The organism is Mangrovibacter yixingensis (assembly GCF_020523985.1).
Lineage (GTDB): Bacteria > Pseudomonadota > Gammaproteobacteria > Enterobacterales > Enterobacteriaceae > Mangrovibacter > Mangrovibacter yixingensis.
The window spans coordinates 249,700-262,943 of record NZ_JAIVKM010000006.1 but is presented as its reverse complement, the minus strand read 5'-3'; the positions used below and the strand labels follow the sequence as shown (position 1 = coordinate 262,943).

Sequence of the window (13,244 nt, the reverse complement as noted above, 5' to 3'; positions counted from 1 at the left end):
ACGCTTTACTGCACTTCGTGCCAGGCGCGATCCACTTCTTCCGCCAGGATTTTTACCCCAGCTTCAATTTTTTCTGGTTCCGGCACATAGTTCATCCGCATGCACTGTTGGGTATGCGGCCAGGGTTTATCGAGCCCTGGGAAGAAGAAGTGCCCCGGCACCATTAGCACACCACGTTTTTTCAGGCGCTGGTACAGCACTTCGGTGCTGATTGGCAGGTCTTTAAACCATAACCACAGGAAGATCGCCCCTTCCGGTTTATGGATCAGGCAGCGTTCTTCTGGTAAATAACGGCGAATGGTTGCAATTGTTTCGGTCACGCGTTGCAAATAGAACGGGCGAATCACCGTTTCTGACAAGCGCAGCAAATCGTTGCGCTTAATCATTTCACTCGCCATGGCAGGCCCGGTGCCGCCCGGAGCCAGGCTGATAATCCCGTTCATATTGCTGATGGCCGAGATGATTTTTTCGTTAGCAATGATGATGCCGCAACGGCTGCCGGGCAGGCCCAGTTTAGACAGGCTCATGCACAGCACAATATTGGGGTTCCATAGCGGGCGGGCTTCACTGAAGATAATGCCCGGGAAAGGCACGCCATACGCATTATCAATAACCAGTGGAATTCCGTTCTGGTTTGCCAGCATATCGAGCTTCATCAGCTCGTCATCTGTAATCACATTCCCGGTTGGGTTGGTTGGGCGCGATACACAAATCATGCCGGTATCTTCGCCAATATGCAGGTGTTCGAAGTCTACATGGTATTTAAACTGCCCTTCGGGGAGTAGTTCTATATTGGGGCGAGCAGAAACAAACAGGGATTCTTCCAGCCCTGCGTCAGCGTAACCCAGGTATTCTGGTGCCAGAGGGAAAAGGACCTTTTTGGTCCGGCCATCAGCACGACGCCCTGCGAATAAGTTGAATAAGTAGAAAAATGCACTTTGGCTGCCATTTGTTAGTGCAATATTCTGCGGTTCAATATCCCAACCCAACTCATCGCGCAGCATACCCGCCAGGGCATCGAGCAACTCGCTTTTGCCCTGTGGACCATCATAATTACAAAGCGCATCAGTGAGTTTGCCACTTTTCAGCATATCCGCGAGGAGTTGTTGAAAGTAATCCTGCATGGCGGGGATCTGTGCCGGGTTCCCGCCCCCTAACATGATGGCTCCGGGCGTTCTCAGGCCGTCGTTAAGGTCCTCCATCAGGCGTGTAATGCCGGAATGGCGGGTAAATTTGTCGCCGAAAAGTGAAAACGTCATAGCAGTAAAAGTGTTGTAGGTCTGTTAAAGATGCTAACCATAGCGCCACAGATATCGATGTGCAAACCAGATAACTCTGTTGTCTGGTGAAATAAATCCCGAGGGAATGTTAAAAATCAGCAGAATATATCGTTGAGTGTTTTGCTTAACAAACTTGCTATATCCGTGCGGGGAACGGTTGTTCGGACATGGCTGCCGCAGGAGAATACCGGGGCAGGAACGCTCCAGCCCCGGTATTGAGATGGGCGCGCAGTTATTGATTACCAGCCCACACCACCATCACTTTGTCATCGCCCAGCACACGGTTAAAACTGTAGCCCTGTGCCTGGTGAAGGGTCGTTTGCACCCCTGCACCAATTGCCGGGTGTCGGGCGCGAAATTGCCCCAATTTTTGCCAGTGCGCCAGGGTCAGCGCTTCTTTGCCGTTAATATCCTGCCAGTTCATTTGTGAGCGCGTGCCCTGTAGCGGATCTGAGCCTGTGGGGCCGAAGGGGCGTTCGGTTTCATCGCCATAGAAAATTTGAACGGCACCTGGGGCGAGCAGTAGCAGCTCTGCATTGCGCTGGCCTGCTTCACGGAACAGGCGGGTATCGTGGGATGACAGATAACTGAGCACATTGAAGCCCTGCAGTTTTTCGGCCATGTGTTGCCAGGCCATATCCATAAATGCCAGGCAGTCTTTGGCACTGGATGCCTGGTCCTGGTAGTCGAAGTTGATCATGGCATCAAAGCCGTTGCGGTAATAATCACTTTGCATGACGCCGTGGCCCCAGGCTTCACCGGTCATCCAGAAAGGGGCATCATCCAGTTTTTTGTCGGGATTGGCCTGTTTCCAGGCTTTGAGGGCATCGGTTGCCTGGTTTTTTAGTTGCTGCCAGGCCGCCATTTCTACGTGTTTCGCGGTATCGATACGAAAGCCATCAATACCATAATCACGTACCCACTGGCTGAGCCAGTGAGTCAGGTAATCACGTGGTGTGTAACCGGCTATGGCTTTGGCGTGGGTATCCGGCTTATGTGCATAGAAAACCGGTAGCCCGGAAGGCGTGGTAGATTCAGTTTTGATATCGGGCAGAAAAGCTAATGACATGGTCAGGTCGTCATAGCCTGGGCTGTCGTAATCGCCGATATCTGTGCGCACCCAGGCTTTACCCCACCATTTTTGCCAGGCGCTTTTGTCACTGAAATTGATGTAGTCGTTAAAGCTGTGCCAGGTCTGGCCTGGGCCGGGTGTCCAGTCGGTCCAGTTTTTGCCGAGGATTTTGTCCCGTTCTGCGCCCTTGAGGTACAGGGCGCCGAACTGGTATTGCTGCATATCCGCAAGTGTTGCGTAGCCGGTGTGGTTCATTACCACATCAAACAGTACCCGAATCCCACGCTGGTGAGCGCCATCTACCAGGTGGCGTAAGTCCTCTTCTGTGCCCATGTTGGCATCCAGCCGGGTCCAGTCCATGGTGTAGTAGCCGTGGTAGGCATAATGCGGGAAATCGCCTTTGGTCCCGCCCCCAACCCAGCCGTGGATTTGCTCCAGTGGTGAACTAATCCACAGGGCATTTACACCTAGCTGCTGCAAATAATCGAGCTTGCTGGCTAATCCTTTCAGGTCACCGCCGTGAAAGGTGCCAATCTCCTGCATGCCATCAGATTTGCGCCCATAACTGTGGTCATTGCTGGGGTCGCCATTAACGTAGCGGTCTGTTAGCACAAAGTAGACGGTTGCATTATGCCAGGAGAACGGCGCGGTCTTTTGGGTTTCTGCGCTTTCCAGCAGAAGCAGGCCGTTACTATTGGCCGCAGGCATCAGAGTGACATGGCCCTGATGGACCGTTGCGGTATCGCCACTGTAGAAATCACGCACAGTTGTGCCTTCCGGGAAGGTGCTGCTGACATCAACGCTAAGCGGTTTACCATCCCAGCGCGGGCATTGCCGGGTGACATTTTGCGGCGCTGTTGCTGTGCTGTCGACACTGAGTAACAAGGTTGGCGTGCCGGAGCGGGTATCTATTTGCACATGATAAGTGCCATCACGGAACAGCCGCCATTGTGGTGGTGTGCCTTTGCAAGGCTCCAGAGACAATGTTTGGTTGAGTTTGATATTTTCGGCGGGTTGCCAGCACTGGTCACCCAGGTGCAGGGCCAGAGGCAATGTGCCTTTTTTCAGTGGCCCCTGGCTCTGAAACTGTCCGGGGTGTGTTTCTTGAAATACAGGCAAACCGGGGGCGTTCCAGCCAGCCAGTGCGCTGGTGGCCGGGAAAAGCAGTAGGGCAAGGTATTTTATTTTCATAGGAATGTCCTGTTTTTCTGCTCAGTCTGGCATGGCGAAAAAAACAACGGTTCATCCTGAAGTAAACGTGAAGGGGGATGAGGCGCAGGGGGGAGAACTTCAGACACAATTTTTCGCTATTTATGCGAACTGCCGCCATTTTTTCCCTATTTTTTTCTGCGATAAGATTATTCCTCATAACAACCTTTCAGATTTGTACTATTCCCGAAAGGTGCAAAATTGCGCTATTTTTGCTACAATTTGCTGCTGATTGTTTATTTATTTTAAAAAATAAGGTGTTGGAGAGATGATATCCGACCTGGAGACCTGATGATGTCGACACGTATACGACGATACGGGGCGACGATTCTGATGTGTTTCACCCTGGGATTTTCCGGCGGGGTTTTGGCAAAGAAACATGAAACAACAACGAATCATAAGCCCCATGTAACAAAGGTTCATGGCAGTAAGCAGGCGGTTAGTAGTAAAAAAGAGTATTCTCGCAATAGTGCAAGCAGTTCACTTCCTGATTTGCGAAAATACCCTTCCGGAGCAGCAAGAAAGAAAGCATTTCTCCGGACTGTAATGCCGTATATCAACCGCCAGAATGACGTAATTCTTGCTGACCGTGAATGGTTACAGCAAAAACGCTATGCCGGTCACTGGACGGCTGCTGAACGCACTCGCCTGAAAGGGCTGGTTCGCCAGTACAATGTGTCATGGCGTGGTGATACGCGGCGTGTGCCGTGGAATACGCTGCTGGACCGCGTTGATATTATCCCGACCAATATGGTGGCAACCATGGCTGCGGCAGAAAGCGGCTGGGGGACATCAAAACTGGCGCGTGTGAATAATAACCTGTTCGGTATGAAGTGTGGTCGCAGTTGCTCAGGTGGCAAAGGGAAGGTGAAAGGGTATTCACAGTTTTCGTCTGTTGATGAATCCGTGCAGGCGTATGTGAATAATCTGAATACGCACCCGGCTTATGCCTCATTCCGTAAGTCCCGCTCGCAATTACGCCGGGCAGACCAGGAATTAACGGCCGCGAACATGATTCACAAACTGGAAGGTTACTCCACCAAGGGCAGCAGTTATAACAACTACCTGTTTGCTATGTTCCAGAGTAACAAGCAGTTGCTGAATACTTACTGATAACCAGTAAAAACGGCTCTGACAACGCCAGCCTCTCTGCAATGTGGGCTGGCGTTTTTTATTCCCGTTATCATTTCTTGTCAGCACATTTCGCTGTGCACATCCCGGTACTCTTTAGGTGTGGTGTCGTAGCCCTTTTTAAATACTGAATAGAAATACTGTAGTGACGGGTAACCACATACCTGGGATATTTCGTTAATCGACAGGCTGGTTGAAATCAGCAACGTCCGGGCTTTTTCCAACTTTTCACTGTGAATCACTGCGTGGATAGTTTCCCCCACTTCTTCTTTAAAGCGTTTTTCCAGGTTCGAACGAGAAATGCCGACCGCATCCAGCACTTGCTCTACTTTGATTCCCTTGCAGGCATGGTTGCGAATGTAATGCATGGCCTGAATCACTGCCGGGTCATGCAGTGAACGGAAATCGGTTGAGCGGCGAGCAACCACCCGCACCGGGGGCACCAGAATACGTTGCAAGGGCGGTGTTTCGTGGGCGAGCAGGCGGTGAAGAACCCGGGCTGCCTGGTAACCCATTTGCCGGGTTCCCTGGGCAACGGAAGACAACCCCACACGCGACAAATAACGTGTCAGCTCTTCGTTATCAATGCCAATGACACACAATTTTTCCGGCACTGGAATATGCAGGTGTTCACAGGCCTGGAGAAGGTGGCGGGCGCGGGCGTCTGTAACAGCAATAATCCCGGTTTGTGGCGGCAGGGTTTGTAACCAGTCTGCCAGCCTGTTCTGTGCGTGTTGCCAGTTTTCTGGCGCAGTTTCCAGCCCCTGGTAAATCACACCGCGGTATTGCTCTTTTTGTACCAACTGGCGAAAGGCATATTCCCGCTCAACAGCCCAGCGCTTGCCGCTGGACGCAGGCAAACCATAAAAAGCAAAACGGTTCACCCCCCGTTCTTTAAGGTGCAGGAAAGCCTGTTCCACCAGTGCGTAGTTATCCGTGGCAATATAATGCACTGGCGGGTACTGCGCCGGGTCATGGTAAGAGCCACCCACGCCCACAATGGGTACCGTGGTTCCGGCCAGTAATGTTTCAATTTCCGGGTCGTCGAAGTCAGCGATGACACCATCGCCCAGGCAGTCTTTAATATTATCGATACGGGTACGGAAATCCTCTTCGATAAAAATATCCCATTCAGATTGAGAGGCCTGCAGATATTCGCCCACGCCTTCCACGACCTGGCGGTCGTAGGCCTTATTGGCATTGAATAACAACGTAATGCGATGACGTTTCTCAAACATGTTTGTTGTTCCTGGTGATAAGTCATTCCCTGAATACCACAAGACGCACAAAGCCGGGGGGAATGCCCAGGCTTTGTGTGATCTTTTGCAGATTAATAAATTTATGCCCGGCGTTTCGTTGCCGAATCCATCCAAACAGCCAGCAGTAAAATGGCCCCTTTGACGATGTACTGCCAGAATGTTGGCACATCCATCATGCTCATACCGTTATCGAGCGCAGACATAATAAATGCCCCCATCACCGCGCCTGCCACACTGCCAATCCCACCTGCCAGGCTGGTGCCGCCAATAACACAGGCTGCAATGGCATCAAGCTCAGCAATATTCCCGGCGGAGGGTGAGCCAGCTCCGAGCCTTGAGCTGAGGATAAGCCCTGCCACCGCCACCATCAGGCCATTAATGGCAAATACAGCCATTTTGGTGCGCTCAACATTGATACCGGACAGGCGTGCGGCTTCCAGGTTGCCGCCAATTGCGTAAATCCGGCGGCCAAAAGCCGTGCGGGTTGCCATAAACATGCCCGCCAGCAGTAGCAGGGTAAGTAACAGTACGGGCGTTGGCACGCCACGGTAATCGTTAAGCAGCCAAATGGCTCCCAGCACAATAATGGCGGTAAATGCCTGGCGGCCCACCGCAGAGGCCGATGCTGGCACGCCGAGGCCCATAGACTGGCGGCGCATACGCCCGCGCCACTGCCAGGCGATAAACGCCATCAGCCCCAGGGCTCCGCAGGTAAAGCCAATACCGTCGGGCAAATAGCTCTGGCCGATTTGCGACATGGCATGGCTGGTGGGGGCAACAGTTGTCCCGTTAGTGATACCAATCAGTATGCCGCGAAAAGCCAGCATACCGGCCAGGGTAACAATAAATGATGGCACTTTGCGGTAGGCCACCCACCACCCGTTCCATGCGCCCAGCAACAGGCCCAGCACCAGCGTAGTGATAATTGTCAGTGGCAGAGGCCAGCCCAACCAGACATCACAAATAGCTGCTACACCGCCCAGCAGGCCCATCATGGAGCCGACGGACAAATCAATTTCCGCCGAGATAATCACAAACACCATCCCGACCGCCAGGATACCGGTAATGGCAGTCTGGCGTAACAGGTTGGAGATATTACGGGCACTCAAATATGCGCCATCAGTCATGGCGGTAAAGAACAGCATGATGACGATAATGGCGGCAATCATGACAAAGACTTGCAGGTTCAGTGACTTCAGCCCCGAAAAAGGGGATGAACCCGGCGCCGTGAGTTTTATTTCAGACGAGTTGCTTTTCGACATGGTGGTCGCTCCTCAGTGCGGCTTCCATTACCTGCTCCTGCGTCAGGTTATGGTTAACCAGGTTAGCTTTGAGTTGCCCTTCATGCATGACCAGTACCCGGTCACTCAGGCCGAGCACTTCAGGCAGTTCAGATGAGATAACAATGACGGCGATACCCTGTTGCACCAGGTGGTTAATCAGCTTGTAGATTTCATATTTGGCGCCGATATCAATGCCGCGGGTGGGTTCATCCAGGATCAGGATTCGAGGGTTGAGCAGCAGGCAGCGGGCAATAATCGCCTTTTGTTGGTTACCACCGCTTAACCGGCCAATGGCTAATTCCGGGGACGAGGTTTTCACCTTAAGGCGTTGGATTGATTGCTCTACACAGTGTTGCTCCGCAGCATCATTCAGCGTAGTCAGCTTGCCTGAAAACTGGTTGAGAGCTGCCAGGGTAATGTTTTGCCCTACCGCCATGACCGGCACGATGCCATCTTTTTTCCGGTCTTCCGGCACCATTGCGATACCGTGGGCAATGGCCTGCTCGCAGCGGCGAATCGCCACTTTGTTCCCTTCAATAAAAATATCGCCCTGCCAGCGGCCGGGCCAGACACCAAACAGGCACTGCACGGCTTCGGTTCGCCCTGCGCCAACCAGCCCGGCGATACCCAGTATTTCGCCTTTGTGCAGGCTGAAGGAAATATCATTCACCCGCTTAATATGGCGGTTAACCGGGTGCCAGGCGGTAAGGTGTTCAACCCGTAAGACTTCTTCACCGGTTTGGTGAGGTTCACTGGGGTAAAGCGCCGTGAGTTCCCGGCCTACCATCATGGCAATAATGTCGTTTTCTTCTACCTGGCTGGCATCGCGGGTGGCAATATGCTGCCCGTCGCGAATCACACAAATGGTGTCAGATATCGCTTTGACTTCATTAAGTTTGTGGGAGATATAAATACAGGCGATACCGTGATTTTGCAGGTCGCGGATTATCCCCAGTAAAATGGCAGTTTCCTGCTCAGTCAGTGATGCTGTGGGTTCGTCCAGAATCAGCAGTCGCACTTGTTTGTTCAGGGCTTTGGCAATTTCGACCAGTTGTTGCTGGCCTAACCCCAAATCCCCTACTCGGGTATGTGGAGAGATAGCCAGGCTCACCTGGTTGAGTAATTTTTCACATTTGACCGTCATCGTGTCGTAATCCATTACGCCATGCTGAGTGATCTCATTCCCCAAAAAGATGTTTTCCAGTACGGTCAGGTGCTTAACCAGCGCCAGTTCCTGGTGAATGATGGCAATCCCTTTCTGTTCGGTGTCGCGGATATGGGCGGGTTTAAGTTGTTCGCCAGCAAACCAGATTTCACCCTGCCAGCCAGGGTGGGGATAAATGCCACACAACACTTTCATTAATGTGGATTTCCCGGAACCGTTTTCCCCGCACAACGACATAATTTCACCGGCGTTGAGTGCCAGGCTGACGTTATCCACGGCCTTTACCGTACCGAACGCCTTGGTAATATTTTTCATTTCCAGCAAATAAGGCATAACGCTGCTCCTCGATACACTTCTTCAGGCAAGAGCGGTTACCCGCGCAAGCGCGGGCCCGGCGTTCAGAGATCGCTTTGTTTGTGGAAACCGTCTTTTATGACTGTGTCTTCAATATTGCTTTTATTGACCGGGATTGGTGTTAATAAACGGGAAGGCACATCTTTTGTGCCGTTGTTTAATGTGGCGTTTGATTCTGGCTGTTTACCATTACCCAGCTCAACAGCAATTTCTGCCGCGGTATTTGCCAGTTGGGTGATAGGTTTGTAAACCGTCATAGTTTGTGTGCCAGCGACGATACGCTTCACTGCAGCCAGGTCTGCGTCCTGCCCGGAAATGGCGACTTTACCTGCCAGCCCCTGCGCGGCGAGAGCCTGAATGGCACCGCCTGCGGTAGCATCATTGGAGGCAACCACGGCATTAATATTGTTTTTGTTGGCTGTTAGCGCATTTTCCATAATTTTCAGGGCATTTTCCGGTAGCCAGCCATCCACCCACTGGTCGCCAACAATGTGAATTTTTCCACTATCAATAAAGGGTTTTAATACCTTCATCTGCCCGGCGCGGAACAATTTGGCATTATTATCTACTGGAGAACCACCCATCAGAAAATAATTACCTTGGGGCACTTTATCGACCAGGCTTTGTGCCTGTAGTTCTCCTACTTTTTCATTATCAAATGAAATATAAAAATCAATATCGGCATTATTAATCATACGGTCATAAGCCAAAACTTTAATGCCTTCTTGTTTGGCTTCGGCAACTACGTTGCTTAAGACTTGCCCGTTGTAAGGAATAATGACCAGGACATCCACACCGCGATTTATCATATTTTCAATTTGTGACATCTGTGTTTCTTCATTCCCATTAGCAGATTGAACAAATACAGATGCACCAAGAGATTCTGCTTTTTTAACAAAGATATCGCGATCTTTTTGCCAGCGTTCCAGGCGCAAATCGTCAATAGCCATGCCGATTTTTATCTCTTTTGCCAGGCTGTTAAGGCTGGTAGTGAGCAGTACGGAAGCACAGATTGTTAGTAAAATGTTCTTTATCTTCATGGTCTTGATGCCTGTTTGTTTATGTAGGATTGAGGGATTTAAAGAATAATTAACATCTGCAGACGAGGGGAATTGTTATCGTGCAGGCGCAACCTTGCAATTATCTATTTTTATCTTGCTATTATGTTTTTTGGTTTAATTGTTGGTTTTATGATGGAGATCCTGTTTCATATATTCGCCATAATTATGTTTTCATTTGAAAATAGAAAGTGATTCGAATGTTTTAACAAAGTGGTATTTTGAGAGGTGGCGCACAGTTGGGTATTCTCTTAATCGCAGTGTGAAATAACGTAATTGAGGAAGCGGCCTGGAGTAACCAGGATGAATGCATGGTTGTTAAACCTCCTTTACTTGATTACGGAGTTCACTATGCAAGCTTATTTCGACCAACTTGAACGGGTGCGTTACGAAGGCTCTAAAACCACTAATCCTCTGGCATTTCGCCACTATAACCCTGATGAGCTTGTATTAGGTAAGCGCATGGAAGATCACTTGCGCTTTGCTGCCTGCTACTGGCACACCTTCTGCTGGAATGGCGCAGATATGTTCGGCGTGGGCGCGTTTGACCGCCCGTGGCAGCATCCTGGCGATGCGCTGGCTGTGGCGCGCCAGAAAGCCGATGTTGCCTTTGAATTTTTCCAAAAACTGGGCGTGCCTTACTACTGCTTTCACGATGTGGATGTGGTGTCGGAAGGCGATTCGCTGAAAACCTACCAGAGTAATTTCCAGCAAATGGTTGACGTGCTGGCGGAAAAACAGCAACAGAGTGGCGTGAAATTGTTGTGGGGTACCGCAAACTGCTTTACCAACCCGCGTTACGGTGCAGGTGCGGCTACTAACCCGGACCCGGAAGTCTTCGCCTGGGCCGCCACACAGGTTGTTAATGCCATGAATGCCACGCACAAACTAGGCGGCGAAAACTATGTGTTGTGGGGTGGGCGTGAAGGTTACGAAACCCTGCTCAACACAGACTTACGCCAGGAGCGCGAACAAATTGGCCGCTTTATGCAAATGGTCGTGGAGCATAAACATAAAATCGGCTTCCAGGGCACATTGCTGATTGAACCCAAACCACAGGAACCTACCAAGCACCAGTACGACTACGACGTGGCGACGGTGTATGGCTTCCTCAAACAGTTTGGTCTGGAAAAAGAGATCAAAGTTAACATTGAAGCAAACCATGCCACGCTGGCTGGTCACAGTTTCCATCATGAAATCGCTTCAGCCATTGCGCTGGGGATTTTCGGTTCGGTGGATGCTAACCGTGGCGATGCCCAACTGGGCTGGGATACTGACCAATTCCCGAACAGTGTGGAAGAGAATGCGCTGGTGATGTATGAAATTATCAAAGCGGGTGGCTTTACCACGGGCGGCCTGAACTTTGATGCCAAAGTACGCCGCCAGAGCACCGATAAATATGATTTGTTCTATGGCCACATTGGTGCCATGGATACCATGGCGCTGGCACTGAAAGTAGCGGCGCGCATGGTGGAAGATGGTGAGCTGGATAAACGCGTTGCGAAACGCTACTCAGGCTGGAATAGCGAGTTCGGCCAGCAAGTATTGAAAGGCCAGCTTAGCCTTGAGCAAATTGCACAATATGCAACGCAGCATAACCTGGCACCACAGCATCAAAGCGGCCACCAGGAACTGCTGGAAAATCTGGTGAATACCTGGTTGTTTGACCGTTAAGGGCCAGGGCGGACAGAAAGCGCCCCGATAAACAGGTAAGAGGATACGCGGTGTGTGCTGGCGTATCCTCTGTGTTATCTGCCTGTCGGGGCTATGCACGCTGTTTATTGCCGGGAGGGTGTGGCGCAAATGTATATTGGTATTGATTTAGGTACATCCGGCGTTAAAGCCATTTTATTAAGTGAAGACGGAGCCCTGTTAGCAACCCAAACCGAGTCGCTGGCAGTGTCGCGGCCACACCCGTTGTGGTCGGAACAGGATCCCCTGCAATGGTGGGCGGCAACCGACCGGGCGATGAAAGCATTAGGCCGGCAGCACTCTTTGCAGGGTGTAAAAGCAATCGGCCTGACCGGGCAAATGCACGGCGCAACGTTGCTGGATAATCAACAAAACATCCTGCGCCCGGCAATTCTGTGGAACGATGGGCGTTGTGCTGCTGAGTGTATGCAACTGGAGCAGGCAGTGCCTGATTCCCGCAAAATCACCGGCAACCTGATGATGCCCGGCTTTACTGCACCCAAGCTGTTGTGGGTGAAAAATCACGAGCCGGAAATCTTCCGCCAGATAGACAAGGTACTGTTACCCAAAGATTATTTGCGCTTGTGTATGACTGGTGATTATGCCAGCGATATGTCTGATGCCGCAGGGACTATGTGGCTGGATGTTGCACGGCGCGACTGGAGTGATGAGCTGCTGGCTGCCTGCGGCCTGACACGCGATAACATGCCTGCACTGTATGAAGGCAATGAGATGACTGGTGAACTTCATGCTGGCCTCGCCGACGCCTGGCACATGCCGGTGGTACCGGTCGTTGCTGGTGGTGGTGACAACGCCGCAGGGGCTGTTGGGGTTGGTATGGTGGATGCCGGGCAGGCTATGTTGTCGTTAGGCACTTCCGGGGTTTACTTTGCTGTCAGTGACGGTTTCCTGAGTAAACCAGAAAGTGCGGTGCACAGTTTTTGCCACGCATTGCCGGAACGCTGGCACTTAATGTCAGTCATGCTGAGTGCTGCTTCCTGCCTGGACTGGGCGGCAAAATTAACCGGGCAGCCTTCAGTTCCTGCTTTGCTGGCTGCGGCAGAACAGGCCGATGGCACGGCAGGTGCGCTGTGGTTCTTACCTTATCTTTCCGGCGAACGTACCCCCCATAATAATCCTGCTGCCAAAGGTGTCTTTTTTGGCCTGACACACCAACATGGCCCGGCGGAGTTGGCGCGGGCGGTGCTGGAAGGTGTGGGGTATGCCCTGGCGGATGGTATGGATGTGGTGCACAGTTGCGGACTGCGCCCGGAAAGCATCACCCTGATTGGTGGTGGTGCCCGCAGCCCTTACTGGCGGCAGATGCTGGCAGATATCAGTGGCCAGGTGCTGGATTACCGCACTGGTGGGGATGTTGGCCCGGCTCTCGGGGCGGCACGGCTGGCGCAGGTGGCGTTAAGCCCTAATGCGCCGTTAACGGCATTATTGCCGCAGTTACCCCTGGAGCAGCGCCACCACCCGGATGTACCGCGTAACCAGCAGTATGCGGCGCGCAGGGAAACCTTCCGCCAGATTTACCAGCAGCTTGCGCCACTGATGGTGTGACTCTGCAAGCCTTCTGAGCATAACCGGCGGTGCCGGGCGAATTCAGCCCTGTGCCGCCGTTTTTTTATGCTGGCTCTGCTCCTGTTTCCCGTTTGTCCGCTCGTACCCCTGTTCTGTCCGTTTTTGGTATTCGCCGGGCAATTTTTTCTTGCCAGAATAGCGTCAGGTTTCCAAA

Annotated in this window: 9 protein-coding genes; 3 read left to right on the top strand and 6 right to left on the bottom strand. The window is 51.8% G+C overall.

Features of this window, described 5'->3' with window-relative positions; translation table 11 throughout:
- Positions 1 to 5: 5 nt before the first annotated feature.
- Together avtA and LC084_RS18200 are read right to left on the bottom strand one after the other, a co-directional pair.
- Complete coding sequence (avtA, locus tag LC084_RS18205) at positions 6 to 1,259, bottom strand: valine--pyruvate transaminase (RefSeq protein ID WP_226572641.1); 1,254 nt, start codon at positions 1,257 to 1,259, stop codon at positions 6 to 8.
- A 253-nt stretch (positions 1,260 to 1,512) separates the two neighbouring features.
- Complete coding sequence (locus tag LC084_RS18200; protein ID WP_226572639.1) at positions 1,513 to 3,543, bottom strand: alpha-amylase; 2,031 nt, start codon at positions 3,541 to 3,543, stop codon at positions 1,513 to 1,515.
- A 309-nt stretch (positions 3,544 to 3,852) separates the two neighbouring features.
- On the opposite strand from LC084_RS18200, the gene LC084_RS18195 reads away from it, so the two are divergent.
- A complete protein-coding gene (locus tag LC084_RS18195; RefSeq protein ID WP_226572637.1) occupies positions 3,853 to 4,674 on the top strand; it encodes a protein bax in 822 nt (273 codons plus the stop codon).
- A gap of 80 nt (positions 4,675 to 4,754) precedes the next feature.
- Here the strand turns inward: LC084_RS18195 and xylR are convergent, their stop codons facing one another.
- From xylR to xylF, 4 genes are all read right to left on the bottom strand, one after another.
- On the bottom strand, positions 4,755 to 5,930 hold the full coding sequence (gene xylR / locus LC084_RS18190) for a D-xylose utilization transcriptional activator XylR (RefSeq protein ID WP_226572636.1): 1,176 nt from the start codon (positions 5,928 to 5,930) through the stop codon (positions 4,755 to 4,757).
- A gap of 101 nt (positions 5,931 to 6,031) precedes the next feature.
- Positions 6,032 to 7,213, bottom strand: coding sequence for a xylose ABC transporter permease XylH (gene xylH, locus LC084_RS18185; protein ID WP_226572635.1), 1,182 nt, complete (start codon positions 7,211 to 7,213; stop codon positions 6,032 to 6,034).
- Positions 7,191 to 8,732, bottom strand: a complete 1,542-nt coding sequence (locus LC084_RS18180) for a xylose ABC transporter ATP-binding protein (RefSeq protein ID WP_226572634.1) — start codon at positions 8,730 to 8,732, stop codon at positions 7,191 to 7,193. The genes xylH and LC084_RS18180 overlap by 23 nt, the downstream gene beginning before the upstream one ends.
- 65 nt (positions 8,733 to 8,797) lie before the next feature.
- Entirely contained in the window at positions 8,798 to 9,793 is a 996-nt protein-coding gene (gene xylF / locus LC084_RS18175; RefSeq protein ID WP_226572633.1) for a D-xylose ABC transporter substrate-binding protein, read from the bottom strand.
- A gap of 369 nt (positions 9,794 to 10,162) precedes the next feature.
- Here xylF and xylA point away from each other — a divergent pair, with 369 nt between their 5' ends.
- Together xylA and xylB are read left to right on the top strand one after the other, a co-directional pair.
- The gene (gene xylA / locus LC084_RS18170; protein ID WP_226572632.1) at positions 10,163 to 11,485 is read left to right on the top strand and encodes a xylose isomerase; all 1,323 of its coding nucleotides are present in this window, start codon (positions 10,163 to 10,165) and stop codon (positions 11,483 to 11,485) included.
- 129 nt (positions 11,486 to 11,614) lie between these two features.
- Complete coding sequence (xylB, locus tag LC084_RS18165; protein ID WP_226572700.1) at positions 11,615 to 13,069, top strand: xylulokinase; 1,455 nt, start codon at positions 11,615 to 11,617, stop codon at positions 13,067 to 13,069.
- The last annotated feature ends 175 nt before the right edge of the window (positions 13,070 to 13,244 follow it).

Bases quoted from the DNA above. Each gene is read 5' to 3' on its own strand.
- avtA (WP_226572641.1), bottom strand. From the start codon at position 1,259: ATGACGTTTTCACTTTTCGGCGACAAATTTACCCGCCATTCCGGCATT.
- LC084_RS18200 (WP_226572639.1), bottom strand. From the start codon at position 3,543: ATGAAAATAAAATACCTTGCCCTACTGCTTTTCCCGGCCACCAGCGCA.
- LC084_RS18195 (WP_226572637.1), top strand. From the start codon at position 3,853: ATGATGTCGACACGTATACGACGATACGGGGCGACGATTCTGATGTGT.
- xylR (WP_226572636.1), bottom strand. From the start codon at position 5,930: ATGTTTGAGAAACGTCATCGCATTACGTTGTTATTCAATGCCAATAAG.
- xylH (WP_226572635.1), bottom strand. From the start codon at position 7,213: ATGTCGAAAAGCAACTCGTCTGAAATAAAACTCACGGCGCCGGGTTCA.
- LC084_RS18180 (WP_226572634.1), bottom strand. From the start codon at position 8,732: ATGCCTTATTTGCTGGAAATGAAAAATATTACCAAGGCGTTCGGTACG.
- xylF (WP_226572633.1), bottom strand. From the start codon at position 9,793: ATGAAGATAAAGAACATTTTACTAACAATCTGTGCTTCCGTACTGCTC.
- xylA (WP_226572632.1), top strand. From the start codon at position 10,163: ATGCAAGCTTATTTCGACCAACTTGAACGGGTGCGTTACGAAGGCTCT.
- xylB (WP_226572700.1), top strand. From the start codon at position 11,615: ATGTATATTGGTATTGATTTAGGTACATCCGGCGTTAAAGCCATTTTA.